21 protein-coding genes are annotated in these 22,373 nt (G+C 37.9%); 1 reads left to right on the forward strand and 20 read right to left on the reverse strand.

What is annotated here, in order from left to right; genetic code table 11:
- Position 1 precedes the first annotated feature (1 nt).
- From BN3107_RS16270 to fabZ, 4 genes are all read right to left on the reverse strand, one after another.
- Complete coding sequence (locus BN3107_RS16270) at positions 2–862, reverse strand: efflux RND transporter periplasmic adaptor subunit (RefSeq protein WP_058308676.1); 861 nt, start codon at positions 860–862, stop codon at positions 2–4.
- Between the two features lie 28 nt (positions 863–890).
- Positions 891–1,715, reverse strand: a complete 825-nt coding sequence (locus BN3107_RS16275) for a TetR/AcrR family transcriptional regulator (protein WP_058308677.1) — start codon at positions 1,713–1,715, stop codon at positions 891–893.
- 574 nt (positions 1,716–2,289) lie between these two features.
- Positions 2,290–2,595, reverse strand: a complete 306-nt coding sequence (locus BN3107_RS16280) for a hypothetical protein (protein WP_058308678.1) — start codon at positions 2,593–2,595, stop codon at positions 2,290–2,292.
- A 236-nt stretch (positions 2,596–2,831) separates the two neighbouring features.
- On the reverse strand, positions 2,832–3,248 hold the full coding sequence (gene fabZ, locus BN3107_RS16285) for a 3-hydroxyacyl-ACP dehydratase FabZ (protein ID WP_058308679.1): 417 nt from the start codon (positions 3,246–3,248) through the stop codon (positions 2,832–2,834).
- A 210-nt stretch (positions 3,249–3,458) separates the two neighbouring features.
- Here fabZ and BN3107_RS16290 point away from each other — a divergent pair, with 210 nt between their 5' ends.
- Positions 3,459–4,721 (forward strand): methyl-accepting chemotaxis protein, encoded by a 1,263-nt coding sequence (locus tag BN3107_RS16290; RefSeq protein WP_058308680.1) that lies wholly within the window; start codon positions 3,459–3,461, stop codon positions 4,719–4,721.
- Positions 4,722–5,324: 603 nt separating this feature from the next.
- Here BN3107_RS16290 and ltrA read toward each other — a convergent pair.
- The 16 genes from ltrA to atpA form a co-directional block, all read right to left on the reverse strand.
- Positions 5,325–6,653, reverse strand: coding sequence for a group II intron reverse transcriptase/maturase (ltrA, locus tag BN3107_RS16295; protein ID WP_058307430.1), 1,329 nt, complete (start codon positions 6,651–6,653; stop codon positions 5,325–5,327).
- 684 nt (positions 6,654–7,337) lie between these two features.
- Positions 7,338–7,646, reverse strand: a complete 309-nt coding sequence (locus BN3107_RS16300; protein ID WP_058308681.1) for a DNA-directed RNA polymerase subunit beta — start codon at positions 7,644–7,646, stop codon at positions 7,338–7,340.
- 30 nt (positions 7,647–7,676) lie between these two features.
- On the reverse strand, positions 7,677–8,507 hold the full coding sequence (locus BN3107_RS16305) for a flagellar hook-basal body protein (protein WP_058308682.1): 831 nt from the start codon (positions 8,505–8,507) through the stop codon (positions 7,677–7,679).
- Positions 8,508–8,525: 18 nt separating this feature from the next.
- On the reverse strand, positions 8,526–9,350 hold the full coding sequence (locus BN3107_RS16310; protein WP_058308683.1) for a flagellar hook-basal body protein: 825 nt from the start codon (positions 9,348–9,350) through the stop codon (positions 8,526–8,528).
- 44 nt (positions 9,351–9,394) lie between these two features.
- Positions 9,395–10,393 carry a rod shape-determining protein gene (mreB, locus tag BN3107_RS16315; protein WP_058308684.1) on the reverse strand — a complete coding sequence of 333 codons (999 nt, stop codon included), beginning with the start codon at positions 10,391–10,393 and terminating at the stop codon, positions 9,395–9,397.
- 273 nt (positions 10,394–10,666) lie between these two features.
- Complete coding sequence (spoIIID, locus tag BN3107_RS16320) at positions 10,667–10,957, reverse strand: sporulation transcriptional regulator SpoIIID (protein WP_058308685.1); 291 nt, start codon at positions 10,955–10,957, stop codon at positions 10,667–10,669.
- Positions 10,958–11,259: 302 nt separating this feature from the next.
- Positions 11,260–12,291, reverse strand: a complete 1,032-nt coding sequence (locus tag BN3107_RS16325; RefSeq protein WP_058308686.1) for an AimR family lysis-lysogeny pheromone receptor — start codon at positions 12,289–12,291, stop codon at positions 11,260–11,262.
- A gap of 799 nt (positions 12,292–13,090) precedes the next feature.
- On the reverse strand, positions 13,091–13,954 hold the full coding sequence (locus BN3107_RS16330) for a M23 family metallopeptidase (protein WP_058308687.1): 864 nt from the start codon (positions 13,952–13,954) through the stop codon (positions 13,091–13,093).
- A 68-nt stretch (positions 13,955–14,022) separates the two neighbouring features.
- Positions 14,023–15,078, reverse strand: a complete 1,056-nt coding sequence (gene spoIID, locus BN3107_RS16335) for a stage II sporulation protein D (RefSeq protein WP_058308688.1) — start codon at positions 15,076–15,078, stop codon at positions 14,023–14,025.
- 110 nt (positions 15,079–15,188) lie between these two features.
- The gene (gene murA / locus BN3107_RS16340) at positions 15,189–16,511 is read right to left on the reverse strand and encodes a UDP-N-acetylglucosamine 1-carboxyvinyltransferase (RefSeq protein ID WP_058308689.1); all 1,323 of its coding nucleotides are present in this window, start codon (positions 16,509–16,511) and stop codon (positions 15,189–15,191) included.
- A gap of 35 nt (positions 16,512–16,546) precedes the next feature.
- Positions 16,547–17,260 (reverse strand): YwmB family TATA-box binding protein, encoded by a 714-nt coding sequence (locus BN3107_RS16345; protein ID WP_058308690.1) that lies wholly within the window; start codon positions 17,258–17,260, stop codon positions 16,547–16,549.
- 152 nt (positions 17,261–17,412) lie between these two features.
- Entirely contained in the window at positions 17,413–17,646 is a 234-nt protein-coding gene (locus BN3107_RS16350) for a DUF1146 family protein (RefSeq protein ID WP_058308691.1), read from the reverse strand.
- A gap of 192 nt (positions 17,647–17,838) precedes the next feature.
- On the reverse strand, positions 17,839–18,237 hold the full coding sequence (locus BN3107_RS16355) for a F0F1 ATP synthase subunit epsilon (protein ID WP_058308692.1): 399 nt from the start codon (positions 18,235–18,237) through the stop codon (positions 17,839–17,841).
- A gap of 74 nt (positions 18,238–18,311) precedes the next feature.
- Positions 18,312–19,715 (reverse strand): F0F1 ATP synthase subunit beta, encoded by a 1,404-nt coding sequence (atpD, locus tag BN3107_RS16360; RefSeq protein ID WP_058308693.1) that lies wholly within the window; start codon positions 19,713–19,715, stop codon positions 18,312–18,314.
- Between the two features lie 41 nt (positions 19,716–19,756).
- Complete coding sequence (locus BN3107_RS16365; protein ID WP_058308694.1) at positions 19,757–20,620, reverse strand: F0F1 ATP synthase subunit gamma; 864 nt, start codon at positions 20,618–20,620, stop codon at positions 19,757–19,759.
- A 225-nt stretch (positions 20,621–20,845) separates the two neighbouring features.
- Positions 20,846–22,354: a F0F1 ATP synthase subunit alpha gene (gene atpA, locus BN3107_RS16370; RefSeq protein ID WP_058308695.1), complete on the reverse strand. Its 1,509-nt coding sequence runs from the start codon at positions 22,352–22,354 to the stop codon at positions 20,846–20,848.
- Between the last annotated feature and the right edge of the window lie 19 nt (positions 22,355–22,373).

Consider the following 22,373-nt stretch of genomic DNA (forward strand, 5'->3'; position numbering starts at 1 on the left):
ATTAATCCTCCTCGATCACATTAATTTTATTACCATCTACAAGTGTTAATTGTCCACTTGTTATAATTTGATCTCCTTCATTTAGTTCCGCTTGTACAGCAGTTGTTTGTGATTGTGTCGCCTGTACCGTTACATCAACCTTTGTGGCAGTTTCGCCATCGGTAGTAAAGACGTATGTTTCATCATTATCTTCGACTAACGCTGCTGTTGGAATCAGTAATGAATCTTCAATCACCGTATCTTCTAATACGACCGTTGCGATCACACCTGCTTTATAATGGGTTGTTTCATTATCAAACGATAGGTCTATCGGAAAAAGTCCAGCCTCATTAGCTGAATCTGCTACATATTCAATTTCTGCTTCATGTGTTTCCTCTTCTGCACTTTCTAATAAAAGGGTTACCTCTTTACCTTTTTCAAATAATTCTAGTTGCACATCTGGTACTTGCAATTGTACGGTTAGTTGCTCTAAATCAATGATGACCGCTAATGGCTCTTGGTTGGATACCATGGAGCCTTCTTGTGCCGCTAGTTCGGTAATAATTCCGGTGCTTGGTGCTTCGACTTCGACTGTGCCTTGTGGACTTGAGATCGTCGCAATTTCATCGTCTTCTTCTACTTTGTCTCCATTTTCCACTTGTAATTCGTCAATCTCGCCTGCTACTGACGGGATAATTGGTGTCGTTTGATTTGGCATAGTACGACCATAAAAGTTTCGTTCCATGACAAGATCACCTTTTGTTACTTCGCCTACTTCAACAGGTGTCACACGTTCGACTTGCTCTTCTTCTTCGTTGTTATCTTCTGAACAAGCAACCAGTGTGATGATTGCAATTAACAGCAACAATAATAAACGCTTCATTATTTGTTTGTCCCCTCTCGACTCTTTTTTATAGATACTTTTTTAACGTGCGTATCGATTCTTTTATCGTGGCGTTTGCCTCTAAATGTTCTAACATACTTTGAATAATAATTTTCTTCGGCTCTTGTTTATTCCATTCTTCTTCTAATACGTGAATCGCTTCGATCAGTTCAGGCTTGTCACTCCTTTCAATTTGTTTTTTGATTTGCTGGATTATTTCTTGTGCATTTGGCTCTTTGAACATGGATAAATCTTGATATTGAAAAATCGATTGCTTATGTTCATGAAGTATCGACTGGACGATTACATCTACTTTACTGGTAATATAGTTCGCCAGTTCTTTGTTATTGAACTTCAGGTCATGAATCGCGATCCATTTAAAATAACCACTTAACATACCATCAATTTGAATGACAATATCGACTATATATGGCTGGACTTTCTCACCATAGATGAGGGTAATTTGACTTTCTATCCAGTCATACGATTGTTTATGTAAGCTAAAGATTAGCTCATTCATCTTATCACCAAGATTGATATTATCACGGACATGCATCATCAAATATTCTTTATGCTCTTTGAATAAACCGAGAAATGCTGCGATTTGTTCAGTGAATTGTTCCAAAGGATTTTGGCTACTGCTATTAATGGACCCCATTTTCTCTAAGATCACTTCTGAATAATATTTATAGATTTCTATCATTAATTCATCTTTTGATTGGAAATGAAGATAGAAAGCACCTTTAGATACATCACTTTTATCCGCTATTTCCTGGATGGAGGTAGAATGAAATCCTTTTTCCGAGAATAACTTCATACTTTCTTCTATCATGCGCTTTTTTTTATCGTCCATTCCATGGAACACCTCACTTACTTTCCTACGATTTGACTATTTAAAAGGTTTCACTTTTTATAAGAATGACTGGTCAGTCACAAAATGATTTTATCAGTATTGTTTTGTGATTGCAAATAGGAATGCTTATAAGCGAAATTGGGGGCTCGTTCGTGGAAATGATTACTTAAAGGGAACACATTAAGCTAAATAGATATAAGGGTTAATTTATACTGAATGACAGGTGATTTGTTGTTCGTCGGCAGTTTTGGATTTGGAGCATGCTGTTTTGCCGATGAGACTGCTTCTCGTCGGCACTTTCAGACTTGGGGCATGCTTTTTTGCCGATGAGACTGCTCCTCGTCGGCATTTTCAGACTTGGAGCATGCTGTTTTGCCGATGAGACTGCTCCTCGTCGGCATTTTCGGGCTTGAGGCATGCTGTTTTGCCGATGAGACTGCTCCTCGTCGGCACTTTCGGGCTTGAGGGATGCTGTTTTGCCGATGAGAGAAAGATTTCAAGCCTCCTACAAAATAAAGATGGTTCGCTGTATGCCAGGAAACCATCTTTAAACGTACCTTATATCATTAGTTGCCTATTCTTCTTTATTTTCCTCGTTCATTTCTTCTTCACCGTTTTCAACAGCATCTTCCATATTTTCTTCTGCTTCATCCATATTCTCTTCGACGTTTTCTCCTAGATCTTCACCATTACCGCCTTCTTCACCGTCCATTGGTGCTTCTTCATTCCCTTGTCCTTCTTGCGGCTCATCTTGCTGCTGTTCTTCTTGTGGTTGCTCTTCTTCTAGTGGTGCTTCTTCATCCTCACTTTGCGCGCAACCAACTAAAAAGGCAAGTGATAATAAGAATGCTGAGAGATACTTTACGTATTTTAGTTCCATTAGATGTCCTCCTTAAATTCTTGTTCAATGCTAGCATAACCAAATAAACTACATAATATGCCAAACGTATTAAAATGTTTCAAAAGAATACATGGGTAAATAATAAAGACTTTGTATAAGAATAGCTTGATCTTTTCTTAGGGTCTTTTGATTAAAATCCAGGCACTTTTCCACCATCTCAGATAATTTTTTGAAATAAAAAAGAAGCTTACCACGAGGTTAAGCTTCTTGTACTTTTATTTCACTGCAAATGTTATCTCTGCTTCACACGCTAGTTCGCCTTCTACTTTGGCGATGGCTTTACCTTTTCCGATAGGACCTTTAATTCGAATAATTTCTACTTCTAAGTTTAAGGTATCACCTGGTTTGACTTGACGCTTAAATCGACATTTATCAATTCCTGCTAAAAAGCCGATTTTCCCTTTGTTTTCCTCTTTACTTAGGATAGCGACTGCTCCAACTTGTGCCAATGCCTCGACAATTAACACACCTGGCATAACGGGATAGTCCGGGAAGTGCCCTTGAAAAAAAGGTTCATTGATTGTTACATTCTTTTTTCCTACTATTCGTTTTTCATCTTGTTCAGTGATTGCATCCACTAATAAAAAAGGATATCGATGGGGTATTGTTTCTTTAATTTGTTCAATGTCCATTATATGTAACTCCTTTCTTTATCTCATGTAAAGTATATCAAAACGACCAGAAAAATCCTAACCTCATTTTAATAGCTATTTCGTAACACAAACGGTATAATCGATTCATGTATAATGTTGTGTTTTGTCGAATTTAATGTTTTATTTTTCTTTATTAGGGAAATAGACTTAAATTGATTAGTAAAATAGAATTAGAAGAGGATGTTTTTAATGGAGAAAAAAATACCAATGTGGCAAAGACTACAAGTTAGGATTAGTATAGCTTTAATTATTGTCTTACTTTTAAATACAGTAATTTCAAATTTCATCATATCCTTAATCGATATGACAGGTATTGATCTAGGTATTATCGGGATCTGGCTAAATAATTTTATGAATATTATTGTGGCGACAATATTAATTAGCCTACTGGTTCGATATTTAGTTTTGCAACCTATCAAAAAAATGGAACAAAAAATGACGCAATTTGAAAAAGGTGATTTTGATGTTCGCTTTAAAGAGAAAAATCATCATAACGAAATAACTATATTGGGTTTACGATTAAATCGACTTTTTTCAAAAGTATCGGATTACCAGTCTGAACAACAGACGCAAATCGATATTGTGGAACAAAAATCAAAGATTATTTCAAACAAAGTAAACCAGCTCACAGGCGCATTAACAAAATTGAATGAGTCTCAGGAAAATATTACAGCCTATTCTCAACAAAATGTTGGCTCTTTCGAGGAAACTAATTCGATCACTGATAATATGAATAGTGCCTTTCAAACAATTGCCCATGAATTAGAAGAAGTAACAGAGAGCTTCAAGAAAATGCAAAACAGAGCTGAAGCTGGTGTATCGAAAATAGCGAATTCTTCTGAAATGATGAGTACGATAGCTACGCGTTCAGAACAAGCAAAAGATTCGATTGTTACTTTATCAGATGAAATTCTAAAAATTAAAGATGTTGTAACATTGATTAATGATATTTCGGAACAAACAAATCTGTTAGCCTTAAATGCGTCCATTGAAGCTGCTCGCGCTGGGGAACATGGTAAAGGATTTTCCATCGTTGCTGAAGAGGTTAGAAAATTAGCAGAGCGCTCGGTAGAAGCAACAGAACAAATTACTGCTACGGTTGAGCGTATCTTAACGGATGTCGATGAGATTGCCAATCAATCCGAAAGTAGAGCCGATCATATCAATAAAGAGGCCGCTAGTATTCTAACCTTAAATGATGATTTCAAAGAAATGATTGATGATATCGTAGTAAACATCGAGCATACGGAAAAGATTAATGCTGAAACACAAGGCATTGCCGAATCCAGTTCTGAAATTACCACAACGATGGACGAGCTAACATCTAATACGGAAAAAACAAATCAGCATATAATGGAAATGAATGAATCACTTGAGAAGGAATTAGCTGAAACAGAGGACTTGCAAACAGAAATCCATTCATTAAGACAATCATTTGTGCAAAGCAGCTAAGCAAGAAGATTTTTAGAAAGACAATATTAATCTAATTTATATACTAGAAAAAGATGTAAGTTTATTGTTACGCAGTAGAATGAAAGTACGACACATTCTCTGGTGGTAATTTTGAAAGATTATATGTTTGTGATAACCGCTTCGGCTTGCCCACTTCCCTTTCCGTGGGGTTTTCCATTCAGCTAACTTTTCCAAGCAAAAACCGCATGGAAAAGTGGATCTTCATGGAAAACAATCCCACAGGAGTGGAAGTGGCCGCCTACGCTCAATGGAATTCTACAACTAATGCAAATGCTAGCAGTTTGGATTGTTACAAATATGAGCATATTTTGTTAATTATGATAAGTAAGCTTAAGACAAATTCATAAACGATATGTAATAACGCCAACATTATTATTCTGACTAAAGTTGTAGCGCATAAAAAAGTGCAGGCGTCGGCTTCCACTCCTGCGGGATGTTTTTATCCGAAGATCCACTTTTTAAGCGAACTTTGCTTAAAAAGTTAGGTCGAGTAAGCGGGAATACTTGATTACTTAAAGTATTCCTCACTCCTCACAGAACCGTGCGTGCGCTATTCACGCACACGGCTCTTCCTATCACCTTTCACAGAATATACGATATATGCCGTCTCAAGTCATATATGTTCGTTTTCGTTCTCGGATTTGGTAATGGATATTTCACCAAAAATAATTCAAACTTCTCCCAACTGAAGGATTTTCGTTGACTCCTTCGATTCATCCATTTAAATAGTAAATTTTTTATACAACGCAGAAAATAGTGGACTTCGTGAGCATTATCCGTGATACAATAATAATTATAGTAGCCCACTAGCGATTGTTGGATTCGGCGCATGATGTCTTGAATATCCCTCGTTCGATTTGCTTTTAACCAAGCTTTATGTTGTTTAATCTTGGCCCGGACTTTCTTCTTACTACTTTTCCGTTTTACACGGTAATTACCTTTCTTGCTTTTACTACAATAGTGCGTAAAGCCAAGAAAATCGAACGTAGATGGTTTCTTCTTTCCGTCACGCTTTGCATCTTTCCAGGCATAAGGACCAAACGAGATAATCTTCGTTTTATCCTCTGCAATTTCTAGATGAAACTTACGTAACCTTTGAATCAGATTCGTGTAGAATCGGTTGGCATCTTCTTTGTATTGGAAACAACACACAAAGTCATCCGCATAGCGAACCATGTAGGCTTGACCCTTACATTGTTTCTTTACTGCTTTCTCAAACCATAGATCCAACACATAATGAAGATAGATATTCGCTAGAACCGGAGAAATGATACCCCCTTGCGGGGTTCCCCGGTCTGTATCGATAAATTTCCCCTCTTCCATATAACCACCTTTTAGAAATCGAGCGATAATACGAAGTAAGTTGGGGTCATTGATACGATGGCGAAGAAACTTCATCATCCAATCATGACTCACATGATCAAAGAATCCTTTGATATCCGCATCTACTATATAATTGGTTTTCCGTTGTTCCATGTATACATTTAAAATCTTTAATGCATCATGGCAGTTTCTATTCGGACGAAAACCGAAGGAACAATCGAGAAAATCATTTTCATAAATGGCATTCAAAATCTTCGTAATACCCATTTGAACGATCTTATCTTCATGTTCGGGGATACCTAGTGGCCGTTTCTTGTTGGAACCCGGCTTGTCAATGTAAGAACGCTTGACCGGAATCGGTCGATAAGCCTTTCTCTTCATTCGTTTCACTAGGCCTTTGATGTTTTGGTCTAAATTCGCTTCGTACATTTCTTTGGTAGTGCCATTCACACCGGTTGCTTTACCTTTCGGTAATTGGTAATGGCACTGTTTCAAGTTACTTTCATTTAGTAAATGTACGAGAGAATTAAAGACAAGGTTCTTATCCGATTTTGCTAATTCTGTTATCCTATTAAGTTTCGTTTCCATAATACGTTCCACCTCTGGGTATGGATTATGTTTCTCTATCAAGGGTGATGACAGGTAACGGCCTTTCCTCCATCGGCATTACCCAACTTCATCAGTACTACGCCGTTATCCGACTTCCTTTAGGCATTTGACAGCCCTCACTTTATTATCGCTTGTTCGTCATTACTTTCTTTATCCGAAAGACCTAAAGGACCTCCCGAGTTACCGCAACATATCAATGTGTAACGTGCCAGGGTCTTCGACTCCGGAGAAGATAGCATTCTCTCGCCTTTAACGAGAATCCTATTGTTGCCTTCTATGCCTCAGAACACATCGACCTTCTCAGCTTTGGTTTTATTTCAGAGCTCTATCCCTCAGCCACTAGGGCTTTCCGGCCCGTTACCTAACTGTCTACGCTTAAAGGCAATGTGTTACCACTTGCCCTCCAAGACTCGCTACAAGTGATTGGCTAGTTCTTACTTGGCGGGAATCCCACCCGCTATATGTTACGACCTATGCTCGGCCGCACCTGAGGAGAAAAACCCGCGGAAAGGGAAGCCGACAAGCCGGAGCGATTGCCAAGCACATATATTATCTCATAATTACCAACACAATAGTGTAGCACTTTCCTCCTAATATCCATAAAAATCCAAACGATCGAATCGTTTGGATTTTTCTAATTGCATTCTAATGTCTCACACTCTTTTACACGTCTCGCACAAAATCGATTATATGTTGCCATGTTTCCCACTTAAGTACATCGAGCGGGCTTCCCTCGCCTAGTATACTGAAACCGATAATAAGACCGATCATTAACGCAAATAAACTTAAAACAATCACAATCAGAACCTTCATCCAAATCGGAACAAATCTGCGGATATATTTTTTTTCGGCTTTCTTTTCTGCCTTTTTAACCGCTCTTGTTTCTTTTTTGTCTGAAGACTGTTTTTTTATTTGCTTCTTTTCTTCTGATTTGGTTTTAGTTGTATTATTTGCTTTGGCATCCTTTGACATACAAGTGTCTCCTTATTCATAAAAACTTACTTATCTTAATTGGTTAATAAGACCTTTCATTTGGTCATGCATGGAAATCGTTCTTGCATTAAACTGGTAGGCCCTTTGTGTTTCAATCATGTCTGTTTGTTGCTTACCTATATCAACATTTGATGCTTCTAGTGCTCCACTTTCCATATTAACATCAGCAAACCCAACGCCATTGATAATTTCGTCAAGTGGGTAATTTTCCAATGATTGTTCAGAAAGGCGAAACAAATTATTTCCAGCTGCTTCTAATAAACGCGGTCGAACCGCTTCAACGACAGCAAGCTCACCTTCCACCATTTGCACACCATCTCTCGTAACATTAATTTGTCCATTTTCCTCAATCTTAAGGTCATCCATATTATTAGCTAAAACAATCGGATCGCCACCTTGTCCTAGCACAGGGTTTCCTTCAGAAGTAACAAGCATCACTTGATCATCTTCCAATGGAGTTAAATAAAAGTTACCAGCTCTCGTATAACGCACTTCTTCCTCACCATTTTCATTCACCGCCACTTGAAAAAGATGATTGTCTTCTAACAATGCTACATCAAGATTTCGGTCGGTACGTTGTAAAGAACCTTGATCAAAATTAATATTGGTATGGCCTAGCTTTGCTCCGGACCCAACACGCAGTCCATCAGGTGTTAGCCGTCCTGCTGGGTTGGTTGGATCTGGTTCCGTATTAATCTGCTGTGATAATAAAGATGAAAAGTTAGCATCACGATTTTTATATCCTGTCGTATTGGAGTTGGCGATATTATTCCCAATATTATCGAGTCTTTTTTGTAATTGCCCCATCGTTGCGGCAGCTTGAAAGGTCATTCTAGTCATGCATGTTCACCTCTTTTCTTATCCAAGTCTTGCTATTTCATTGACTGCTTTATCCAAACTGCGGTCATATTGCTGAACCACTTTTTGATTTGCTTCAAAGCTACGATATGCTTGCATCATATCTGTCATGGTTTGGGCTGCATCGACATTTGAGTTTTCTAAATGATTTTGCTGGACATTAAATTGCAATCCTGCAACACCTCTAGCATCTACCAAAGCTGCACCATCTTCAGCTAACTCAAGTAAATCTTGGCCGTTTTTCACTAAGTCGTTCGGATTAGCCGTATATGAAACAGCTAACGGAATCTCTGCACCATCTAATAATAGAACGCCCTCAGGTGTCACCGTGAAATCCAAGCCATCTGTATTAATCGGATTACCGGCCTCATCTAATACATAATGACCTTGATTTGTCGTTAAATTACCTTGACCATCTAATGTAAAATTACCATTTCTCGTATAACGTACTTCGCCTTCATCGTTTTGTACATTGAAGAAGATCGAACCTTCCTCATCAGGTGTTTCTCCTTGTACTAAAGCGACATCAGTAGAAATACCTGTCTCTCTTAAGGAACCTTGTACAAAATCAGGAATCGTTTCCTGTACATATACACCTGTATTAATCGCCCCTATTTCGGTCATCGTTGGTACGGTTCGATTCTGGGAATTCGGGAAATCACGATTTTCCATCCGTTGAATCAACAATTCTGGAAAAGATCTTAGTGACACTTGATCTTGTTTGTACCCCGGCGTCTGTGCGTTGGTAATATTATTAGATAACACTTCTTGCCTACGCTGCTGTGCCATCATTCCATTTGTTGCTGTATAAAAACCTCGAAGCATCTGTAGCACTCCTCTCTATGTAGCGATCCTTTTATATGTATATATTACACAATAGAACGTTCTAATTTATCGATATTATCTAACATTATACCTGTTCCTTTTGCTACACAATTCATTGGTTCTTCTGCTAATAAAACAGGAACTTTTAATTCTTCTGCTAATAACTGATCAAGACCATTTAATAATGCACCGCCACCGGTTAAGATTACCCCTCTGTCGATAATATCTGCCGATAATTCTGGTGGTGTTTTTTCCAAAACGATTTTAGCTGATTGTACGATTAATGCAATCGACTCACGCAACGCTTCTTCAACTTCTTCAGAACGAATCGTGATGGTTCTTGGTAAACCTGTTACCATATCTCTCCCACGAATATCAATCTCTTCACTACGTGCTCCTTGGAATACAGTAGCAACATTAATCTTAATATCTTCTGCCGTTCGTTCACCAATTAGTAATTTATATTTACGCTTCACATATTGAAGTATTTCTTCATCAAATTTATCTCCGGCCATTTTGACGGATTGAGCAGTAACGATATCACCCATGGATAGTACAGCAACATCTGTTGTACCACCACCAATATCTACTACCATGTTCCCGCTCGGTTGGAAAATATCCATGCCAGCACCAATTGCAGCTACTTTCGGCTCTTCCTCTAAGTATACCTTTTTACCGCCTGATTTCTCGGCAGCTTCTTTAATTGCTTTTTGTTCCACTTTTGTTATGTTGGTTGGGCAGCAAATTAACATTCTAGGTTTAGATAAGAAACCTTTCACATTAATTTTATTAATAAAATATTTTAACATCGCTTCCGTTACATCAAAATCTGCAATCACACCGTCTTTTAAAGGTCGAATTGCTTCGATATTACCCGGTGTACGTCCTACCATTCGACGAGCTTCTTCCCCAACTTCTAATACTTTTCCTGTATTACGATCCATTGCCACTACTGATGGCTCATCTAAGACGATTCCTTTACCTTTTACATGAATTAATACGTTTGCCGTTCCTAAGTCAATTCCAATATCTCTTGAAAACATGAATGTTGATCCTCCCTATTTCATTACCATGCTTAAGTTTATGTCAATATGTTTTGGTTTGTATGTAGTTCTAAAGTAGTTGACTATACTATTATGGTACAGAATACCTCTAATTATATATAATATCATAAAATTAAGAATGTCGTTACATTTTTCCAATAAAAATGTCAGTTAATTTCAAATATATTGTTGGATTTTATCAGATATTAGAAAATAATTAGAAGTATGAGTTGTAATGAAGGGTATGTATGAATTAGAGAGGATGCTCGAAACTTATTTTGTCAAAAGTTGTTCAGACTCAGGTGATGTCTTCTTACTATGGAGTTGGTATTTCATTTTTGTTGCTTCACCTCCACGCAAATGGCGAATTGCTTTATGATGACTTAAAACAATCTTAACTTCGTTTGCTAATTCGGGATGCAGCTCTGGTAAGCGTTCCGTTAAATCTTTGTGTACGGTACTTTTTGAGACTCCAAACTCTTTAGCAATTACTCTTACAGTTTTTTTTGTTTCTACAATATACCTGCCAATCTTTAATGTTCTTTCTCTGATGTAGTCATGCACTTCACTCGCCTCCCAAAAGTTGTCGGTCCAAGGTGTGAACAGAGACAAGTATTACTTTATAAAATTATCCATCCATTCTAAATCCATCGCATCCTCACCCCAGACAAATAAAAGATAATTTGTACCATCATATTAAGCAATTCATCCTATTATGACAGTTAAATTCCAAGGTGCGGATCCCGTACAGAGAAAAAGCGATGGTTTTCTCCATCGCTTTTTAACCTATATCCCCATAATCTGGATCCGTATCATTTAGTTGCTTTCTCATTTTAGACATTCTTCTCCTATTCCCTTTTTTTATTTTAGATTCCTAACCCTTCTGTTGCTCTGAGTGGTAATCTCGCAAAAAAGTGATCACTCCTTTTTTCCATAAAGTGTTGATAAGAATGTATAAAGAAATGTTGCTTCTTGGTGGCTAATCCTAAATAATATTTTGTAAATGGCGTGGAGACTGGTAACTCTTCTAATATTTCTTTGGCAAGACGGGTATTTCCTTTGACGATTTCCAAGTGTGCTGTTTCAATCGGATCATTGGTGGTTACGCCATCTACTTTACCAAAATTGGCACAAATAAAAGGATACGTATAATCTGCTATTTTGTTTAACGTCTGTTGATCTTGAAGAGAGGAAGCTATATACTTAGCCTCTTCAATATGATAGAGACTAGATTCAAAATCTTCATATATATAACTAAGTGCTAAATCTAGGTGAAGTTGTGCTTTCTGTTTAACATGGTGAGGCATTTGCAGTGCTTCGTAGGCGTGTTTTCTAGCTAAAATTAACTCATTCCGTTTCCAATAGTAGATAAACAATAATAATTGCTTTCTTATGTTGAAGAAAGTAATTAAAAGAGGATTTTCGATTTGGTGTAATTTTTTTTGAACTTTATTAAGAAAATAACCGATGCGGTCATAGTTACATACGTTGAGATCGATTGCTATAAATAAAAAGTATTTTAAGCAAGTTAGTTCTGGATGAAAGGTGGCAACCGATTGTGCATATGTCCTAACTTCATGGACAGGTTTGCCATTTCTCAAGTCTAGCATCAATTGATATAGCTTTGCCATTTCTTTATTCAGGGCATTACTACTTTCACTATTTAATTGAATAAAATACTTTAGTTCTGGATAACTATGATTTATAAAAAAATATTCTAAGGCTAAGCGCTTGTCCAAGTCTGAATTGCTTTGCAGCAAAAATTCCTTCGTAATCTCAAGCTCTGTTGCTTCATTATTATCTAAGCTTACCATTGTTAAAAATTGCGTTAATTGAAGTTGTTTTTCTGATTCAAAATGTTCCAGGATTATCCCTTGCATTGTGTTTGTAATTTCCATAATTTATCTCCTTTCACATTTATTAATTATTTCATATTCGAGAAATTATGCAATACTTTTTTTACTAGAATCGTTCGTCAAATAGTTAGAGATATCGACAAGTTCAGTCGCTTTTTCATAGCTTGCAAGTAAAATTATACAGAAAAAAGTGGAAATGTATCATATCATAATCATGCCTTTCATATCATCATTACGGGTATAAGAGTTATACGACATAATTCAGGTGTTAATTATGAGATTTTATAACTGCGTGGTAACCGCTTCGGCTTGTCCACTTCGCTTTCCATGGGGTTTTCTCTTCAGCTAACTTTTCCATGCAAAAAGCGCATGGAAAAGTGGATCTTCAGAGAAAACAATCCCATAGGAGTCGAAGTGGCCGCCTACGCTGAATGAACCTTTACAAATATTACAAATGCAAATATTTTTGATTTTTACAATTAGACAATAAATTAGCATAGATTGATAACAATGATAAATAATTTAATGACAATTTGATAGGAAATAGTGAATAAAGCCAGCATGATTATTCTTGCTTGAGTTGCAGAATACAAAAAAGCGCAGGCGTCCGCTTCTACTCCTGCGGGAAGTTTTCATCCGAAGATCCACTTTTTAAGCGCACTTTGCTTAAAAAGTTAGCTGAGGAGGAAAACCCGCGGAAAGGGAAGCGGACAAGCCGGAGCGATTGCTAAGCACATATATTATCTCATAATTACCTCAAAGTGTTATGTCGTACTTTCCTGTTTTGGTTCAGGTTCACAAAAAAATCTCCCTACCATTTGTTATGGTAAGGAGATTTTTTTTATGTTCGTTCCATTGCGCTTGATGATTCGTTTGTTTCTTCTGTTTCTTCTGCTTCTTCTTCGGAATCTTCTTGCTCTTCGTCTGCGTCTTCTTCTGTGTCATCATTTTCTTCGTTTTCTTCGGTGTCTTCTGCTCGTTCTTCGTCTTCACCTGATTCATCCGGTGCGATAATTTTGTGAATTGGTTGATTCACAAAATTTTCTGGATTAACTGGTGTACCATCTTTTCTTACTTCAAAATGAACATGGACACCATTATCCTGACCCATCACATTCTGACCAGCAGTTCCAATCGAATCACCTTGTTTTAACTCTGTTCCTTTTTCCACTAGTACTTCATCTAAACTTGCGTAATAAGTGGAAATACCTTGCTCGTGTTCCATTTTGACAACATTTCCAAGTAGTGGATCTTGTTTCACCTCTACTACTTGACCTGACAATGAAGCTTTTACATCAAATGCTTGATGATCAGATGTTGAGATCGCAATTCCATCGCTTTGATAGAATTTATTTTGATGTGAAATAAGCGCTTGTTCTTGGTCTTCTGCGTCTGCTCCATAATCATAAAATTTGGTCACAATTTCTACTTGCAAGTCTTCTGGAACGGGCATCTGTAGTACTTCCTGTTGCTGCATTACCGTTGTAGCATCTTCTTCATCCTGCTCTGTTTGATCACCAGATAAATCGTTTAATTGATTTTCCATATCTTCTGCGATATCTGGTGCTTGATTAATAGCATTTTGATACCACAACACTCCTGTCAGGACGAGAGCAGCTACTGCTAAATATACAGCAGGAAAGAACCATTTTTTCTTGAAGATACGTTTCCAACTATTTTTTGAAACGTTCTTGTTTTCCTCCATTATGCATCACCTCAGCTACCATTGTGATCAAATAGAGGAAAATTTATACATAGTTTGTTAGATTTTTCTTATTTTTTTACTAAAAGAGTAGGTGTTGCCTGTTCTAACGTGTTTATTTGTGTCCCTTGATAATAATGTTCGACAATTTCTTTGTAACTATTTCCTTCTTTAGCCATCCCGTTTGCGCCATACTGACTCATGCCTACACCATGGCCATAGCCCTTTGTCGTAAATACATAGTGATCATTTTTCTTGGTAATGGTAAAATCATTCGATGGTAAGTTTAGTTTTTCTCTAATTTCACGTCCAGTAAAGGTTGCATCACCTATTGTAGCGGAAGCAACTCGTTCACTCTCTGTTCTGGTTAACTGGAACTCACTTATTTGGTTTAATGATATGTCTAATTTGTTTTCCAAATCTGCTTTAGTAAATACTTTCTGATCTAAGAATTTAGGTGATATTTCTTCATCCCATGGACTCTCTACCGTTCGCAAATATGGCAGCTCGCTTTCCCAATAATCTTCGGAGTTTTCTGTATAGCCGTTGCTAGTCGAAAAGAAGGCCGGTGTGATTGGTTGATTGCCATGTGTAATGATTTCACCTTGCGTAACCTTAACCGCCTCTGTAATCTTCTCTATTTTCCAATGATAATCACTTCCCCATACTTGCCTTAGTTCCTCTGTATTTTTAAAAACTTGATGCTGAATCGTATCGGTTACATCTGCACCACCAGGAAGATCCTCATTTGTATCGTGAAGCAAAAAACGGACAATATACGTTCTAGCTGCAAGTGCTTGAGCCTTTAATGCTTCTAATTCGAAATCAGCCGGCATTTCAGAGGCAACCACATGTACTACATAATCCTCTAAAGGGATATCTTCCACTGTATTTTCAGCTGTGCGTAAAACATGAACATCAAAAGGAGATTGTAAGGCTGTTGTTTCTTCTTGGGAAGATGCGGTAGTATTTTCCGTTTCGATCGATGCTTGTGTTGATTCGCTTCCCTTAAACGGGATTACAATAATTGTTGGGATCACAAACATCAACACTAATAAAAAAGTAATTCCGATCATTAGTGGTATTTTCCAATTAGTCTGGCTTTGATTCTGTTTCCATTTGGACATGGATAACCTCCTCTATTCATTCTTTCAATCCTACTCTATCTTATTCACATTAATAGGGGAATAGAACAAAAGAAAAAGAGGACTAGCTCTATTAAGCTGTCCTCTTTCTATTATTGTACTTCTACTTGATTTGCTATGATTACTTCTGGTTCTGCGGCTACAAATGAAGTCTCAACTGGTGCAACACGTTCAATATCTGCACCAAGCTGTGCAAATTTTTCAGTAATATCCACATAGCCTCGATCAATGTGGTGAAGTGAAGTTACTCTTGTATAACCCTCAGCCACCAAGCCTGCTAATATAAGCGCTGCTCCGGCACGTAAATCTGTTGCCGCGACTTCTGCACCCTGTAAATTTACCGGACCTTCTACAATAACACTACGGCCTTCTATTTTTAGTTTGGCATTCATGCGACGGAACTCTTCCACATGCATAAATCGGTTTTCAAATACAGTTTCTGTTATGACACTTGTACCTGATGCATAGAGCATAAGTGCCATCATTTGAGACTGCATATCTGTTGGAAAACCAGGATGTGGTAAAGTTTTAAGGTCCGTTGCTTTCAAATGTTTCGGTCCAATTACTCTGATACCGTTTTTCTCTTCAATAATGCGGACACCCATTTCTTCCATTTTTGAAACAAGGGCACGAATGTGTTCGATCTCCGCATTCTCTATTAACACATTTCCACCTGTGATTGCTGCAGCGACCATAAATGTTCCTGCTTCAATTCGATCAGGAATAATCGTGTGCTCCGTACCAAGAAGTTTATCGACACCTTCTATTTTAATTGTTTCTGTACCAGCGCCTACAATGTTAGCTCCCATTTTATTAAGGAAATTTGCTAAATCTACTATTTCGGGTTCTTTTGCTGCATTTTCAATAATGGACTTTCCATTTGCTAGAGCAGCTGCCATCATAATATTCTCTGTCGCTCCAACACTAGGCATATCCAAATAAATTTTTGCGCCAGTTAATCTTCCATTTGTCGATACTTCAACAAAGCCATTACCAACATGGACATCAGCACCCATTGCTTCGAATCCTTTTAAATGTAAATCAATTGGCCGTGATCCGATTGCACATCCGCCAGGCAGTGCTACTTTCGCATGACCATAACGAGCTAAAAGTGGACCTAAAACCAATACAGATGCTCTCATTTTACGAACATATTCAAAAGGGGCTTCCGTTAATAATGGTTTTGTAGCGTCAACTGTTACTGTATTATTTTGATAAGAAACTTCTGCATTCATACTTGATAATACTTGATTGATTGTGTGTACGTCTGCTAAGGCAGGTACTTCATGTATTGTACTTTTTCCTTCACTCGCAATTATGCTTGCAGCGATGACAGGTAAAACGGCATTTTTTGCACCTTCAACTTTGACAGTGCCATTTAATTGCCTCCCACCACGAACGATAATATTTTCCAAGGCTCATTCTCCTCTGTATACCATATTCATTATTATTAGTATTCATTTATTAGGATAGGTGTTCCTATTGTAACCGTTGTTCTGTCCCCTACCCCTTCTCTTACAGCGATCTGCAAGTTAAATTCTTCGGTATCTTGTATTAATTTTTGATCCCATTTAGGCGTAAAGCCAGTCCATGTATAAAAATGAGATTCTTTTATTTCGTCGATTATTGTCATATCTAGACTCTTTTTTACAAATTCTATAAAACAAACAATATCTATAATACCATTTTTCCAAGCTTCAACACAAGAAAAACTTTGAGCTTTCCCTGTAAATAAGTCATTAGTAATTGTCTCTAGTCTAGATTTATAAATATCTAGTACTTCTGTCGTTGTATCAGATGATGAAATAGTATAAATTACTTGATAGTTGTTTTTCTCTGAGCTAGTGCGCACTATTAATACTGTTTCGTTGATACCTCCTCTTTCTTGGGTGTTGGATTGATATTTTATGTGGGAGTCATTTTCGACCATGTTCAATTGATACCCTCTTAACTTCTTTTCAAAACTAGTTATATCATTTATTTTTTTTGTTTCTTTAATTGTAGTTTGCAAGTTTGATAGATTTAATTGTTGTTGATCGATTATATCTATCATGTCATCTATTTCTCTACCAGAAAATATTGCATTGTTCGTACTTAACTGGTTAGGCATTCCGATTGCAAAAACACTACTAATGGTAAATAAACATAAAAATAAATACTTCATTTCCCGCACTCCTTTTTTACTTCAAGTATTAGCGGAGAATGAAGTATTTATACTTATTGGTTACATGTATTTTTTATTTTCTAGTAAATGTATGTTCTTAAGTCTAAATAACCTGCGTCTTTGAACTCTTTTTTTTTTGTAAAAGTGGCCATTTAGAATAAATAAATCAACTGTTGTGCCCATTGCAAGAAATCTAAAAAGAAATTACTCACGGTTGAACCAATAGCGATCGTAATGAAAATAATTAATATTCGAGCTTCAAAAACTTTATGCTTACGAAATAATTCATCAAAGTTTAATGATTGGAGTACTTGCCACGTTATGATGATAAAAATCAAGTGTGACAACATTCCTATTAAACCTTCTTGTGCTAAACTCTGCATCATTATAAATCCCTCGTTTTTAACCATTTTAATCTATTCTAACATATACTATGTCTTTTCGTCTCTTTCTAGTAAGATTCGATATTTCCCGGGAAATTTAAAGTTATTTTGTCGTAAAAGTAAGAAAATTGCTTAAAGTTTGAAAAGGGACTGAACTCAATCTAATCGATTGAGACAGTCCCTTCCATTACTGTCTTATTTATTTTCTACGACTTCAATTCGATTTAAGGCACGTTTGAGTGCTAGTTCTGCCCTTCTGAAATCAATTTCATCTTGCTTAGCTTGTAAACGTCGTTCTGCTCGTTCTTTCGCTGCCCGCGCACGCTTGACATCTATATCATCAGGTCGTTCTGCTGATTGTGCAAGAATTGTCACTTTATCAGGACGAACCTCCAGAAAACCACCACTAACGGCAATTCTTTGAGGATTCTCTCCTTTTAAGCGTACTGAACTAATCGATAACGGTGCAACGAGCGGAATGTGACCTGGTAAGATCCCGAGTTCTCCACTCTCAGCTTTACAGCTAACCATTTCAAATGAACTTTCCAGAACAGGGCCATCCGGAGTAACAACACTTACTGTTAGTGTATTCAACAGAACCCCTCCTTAGGCTTGATTAACTCGGAAAAAGGGAGCCGGGACATTAAACCTGTCCCCTTGTCCCATTATTATGCCATTTGTTTTGCTTTTTCTACTACTTCTTCAATGCGTCCGACTAGACGGAATGCATCCTCTGGAAGATCATCATATTTCCCGTTTAGGATTTCACGGAATCCTTGTACCGTTTCTTGAACAGGTACATAAGAACCTTTTTGTCCAGTAAACTGTTCGGCAACGTGGAAGTTTTGTGACAAGAAGAATTGGATACGACGCGCACGAGATACCGTTAATTTATCTTCATCAGATAATTCATCCATACCTAAGATTGCGATAATATCTTGTAATTCTTTATATTTTTGGATCGTTTGCTGTACTTCACGTGCTACATTATAATGTTCTTCCCCAACAATCGCTGGGTCAAGAGCTCGTGATGTGGACGCTAATGGATCCACAGCAGGGTAGATCCCTTGCTCAGATAATTTACGATCAAGGTTTGTTGTTGCATCTAAGTGGGCGAAAGTTGTAGCCGGTGCCGGGTCTGTATAGTCATCGGCTGGTACATATACTGCTTGAATAGATGTAACAGAACCTTTATTAGTTGATGTAATACGCTCTTGCAGTTGTCCCATTTCCGTTGCAAGTGTTGGCTGGTAACCAACGGCAGATGGCATACGACCTAGTAATGCGGATACCTCTGAACCTGCTTGGGTAAAACGGAAAATGTTGTCGATGAATAATAACACGTCCTGACCTTGTTCATCACGGAAGTATTCCGCCATTGTAAGACCAGTTAGTGCTACACGCATACGCGCTCCAGGTGGCTCGTTCATTTGACCGAACACCATTGCTGTTTTCGAGATTACTCCCGAGTCTTTCATTTCATAGTAAAGGTCATTTCCTTCACGTGTACGTTCCCCAACACCTGCGAATACGGAAATACCACCATGTTCTTGTGCGATGTTGTTGATCAATTCCTGGATAAGTACGGTTTTACCTACACCCGCACCACCAAATAAACCGATTTTACCACCTTTGATATAAGGTGCTAGTAAGTCAACAACTTTGATACCTGTTTCTAGTATTTCTGTTTCAGTTGCTAACTCATCAAATTTAGGCGATTCACGGTGAATTGGATCACGGCGAACGGTTGGACTTAGATCTTCATCAAGGTCAATTTTTTCACCTAATACATTGAAGACACGACTTAATGTTTCATCACCAACTGGTACTGAAATTGGTGCAGCCATATCAATTGCTTCTGCACCTCTTTGAACACCTTCAGTAGATGACATTGCAATGGTACGTACAGAATCATCGCCTAAGTGAAGTGCTACTTCTACTGTAAGCTCTTGCGTTTCACCTGCAGCGTTATACTGTATTTTTAACGCATTATAAATTTCAGGGAGATGGCCATCTTCGAATTTAACGTCGACAACCGGCCCCATAATTTGAATAACGTGTCCTTTTGCCATCGATTTCCCTCCTAACTAATGATTTCCTTTAATCGATACTGTTACTCTAATGCAGCAGCTCCACCAACAATCTCAGTGATTTCCTGTGTGATCGCAGCTTGTCTTGCTCTGTTATATTGTAATGACAGATCGTCAATAAGATCGTCTGCGTTGTCTGTTGCACTTTTCATAGCAGTCATTCGCGATGCATGCTCGCTTGCTTTACTATCTAATAACGCACCGAAAATTAAGCTTTCTGCATATTGTGGCAATAATACATTTAATATTTCTTGTTGGTTTGGTTCATATTCATACGCACTAGTTGAGTTGCTCGATTCGTTAGCAAGCTCGGTAAGTGGTAATAGTTTTTTAGACGTTACTTCTTGTGTGATCGCACTGATAAAATGATTATAACAAATAATCAACTCATCAATTTCACCATCAATAAAAAGTTGAACTGTTTCAGATGTTAAATCTTTAATATCCGCAAAATTAGGTTGATCCGATAGACCTGTAATTTCGTTTAGAATTGGCATATTACGCTTTTTAAAGAAATTACTTGCCATCTTCCCTACCGCAATTACAGCATATTCATCTTTTGATTGATGTTTTTCGTGGATGGTGCGATATACGTCACGAAGTATCCCACTATTAAAAGGGCCAGCAAGACCACGATCAGATGTAATGACGAAATAGGCTGTCTTTTTCACTTCCCGCTTTTGAAGCATAGGATGTTCTGCATCTTGTCCACTTCCAGCGATACTTGTCACTACTTCTTTGATTTTATTACTATATGGATCAAAGGCTTTCGCAAAATCTTCAGCTTTGCTTAGTTTAGATGCTGATACCATATGCATTGCTTTTGTGATCTGCTTTGTCTTTTGTGTGGAAGTAATTCGTGTTTTGATATCTCTAAGAGATGCCACAATGTTTCACCGCCCTTTCATAAAAGGTTGACGTTAGCTTTTGGAAAGTGCCCAATGAGGACACTTTCGCTTTTCTTGTCTAGCTCGGAGTGTCCAGAAACTAGTTACCTTCCTTCAGCTTCGTACGATAAGTCATCATCCGTTCCTTCGTCACGGTGATTCCTTTATCTCCTACGCTTCTGTCCAGGTCATACGTTTCTTAACGGACACTTTCGCTTTTCTTTATTATTCAGAAACAACGAATGTTTTCTTAAATTCTTCTACTGCTCCGCGCATGTCATTATCATCTGCAAGAGCACCTGTTTCTCGGATCGTTGAAAGTAATTCTTTTTTGTTTTGGTCTAACCATGCTAAGAATTCGTCTTCGAAACGAGTGATGTCTTCGACTGGAATATCGTCGATTAAACCTTTTGTTAAAGCAAAGATAATCATTACTTGTTTTTCAACGACAATTGGCTTATGAAGACCTTGTTTTAATACTTCTACAGTACGAGCACCACGGTTTAGTTTTGCTTGTGTTGCTTTATCCAAGTCAGAACCGAACTGTGCAAAAGATTCTAGCTCACGGAATGATGCTAAATCTAGACGTAGTGTACCTGCAACTTTTTTCATCGCTTTGATTTGTGCAGAACCACCAACACGTGATACGGACAAACCTGGATTAATCGCTGGACGTACACCAGAGAAGAACAGGTCAGACTGTAAGAAGATTTGACCGTCTGTAATCGAGATTACGTTTGTCGGAATATAGGCACCGATATCGCCTGCTTGTGTTTCAACAAATGGAAGTGCTGTTAAAGAACCTCCACCTTTTGCATCACTAAGCTTAGCTGCACGCTCAAGTAAACGAGAGTGTAAGTAGAATACATCCCCTGGGAATGCTTCACGACCTGGCGGGCGGCGTAATAATAAGGAAAGCTCACGATATGCGTTCGCTTGTTTTGTTAAATCATCATATACTACTAATACGTGTTTGCCATTGTGCATGAATTCTTCACCCATCGATACCCCTGCATATGGTGCTAGGTATTGTAATGGTGCAGGCTCACTTGCGCCGGCAGATACAACGATTGTGTAGTCAAGTGCTCCGTGTTTACGAAGAACTTCAACTGTTCCACGTACAGTTGAATCTTTTTGACCAATCGCTACATAAATACAAATCATATCTTGATCTGCTTGATTTAAAATCGTATCAATCGCTACGGTTGTTTTACCTGTTTGACGGTCCCCGATAATTAACTCACGTTGACCACGACCGATTGGCACTAGTGCATCAATCGCTTTAATACCAGTTTGTAATGGCTCATCAACTGATTTACGATCCATTACACCTGGTGCAGGTGATTCGATTGGACGTGATTTAGATGTTTCGATAGATCCTTTACCGTCGATAGGTTGTCCCAGTGGATTTACAACACGACCGATAAGTTCCTCCCCTACTGGCACTTCCATAATACGACCAGTACGACGAACTTCATCACCTTCACGAATTTCAGAATATGGTCCAAGGATTACAATCCCGACGTTTGATTCTTCTAAGTTTTGTGCCATACCCATGACACCGTTTGAAAATTCTACTAACTCACCAGACATAACGTTGTCTAGACCGTGTGCACGTGCAATACCGTCACCAATTTCGATAACTGTACCTACATCGCTCACTTCGATGTCTGAGTCATAGCTTTCGATTTGCTGTTTAATCAGTGCACTGATTTCTTCAGCTTTTATGCTCATGCCATTTCACCCCTATCGT

The organism is Gracilibacillus massiliensis, from assembly GCF_001458115.1.
Classification (GTDB): Bacteria; Bacillota; Bacilli; order Bacillales; family Amphibacillaceae; genus Gracilibacillus; species Gracilibacillus massiliensis.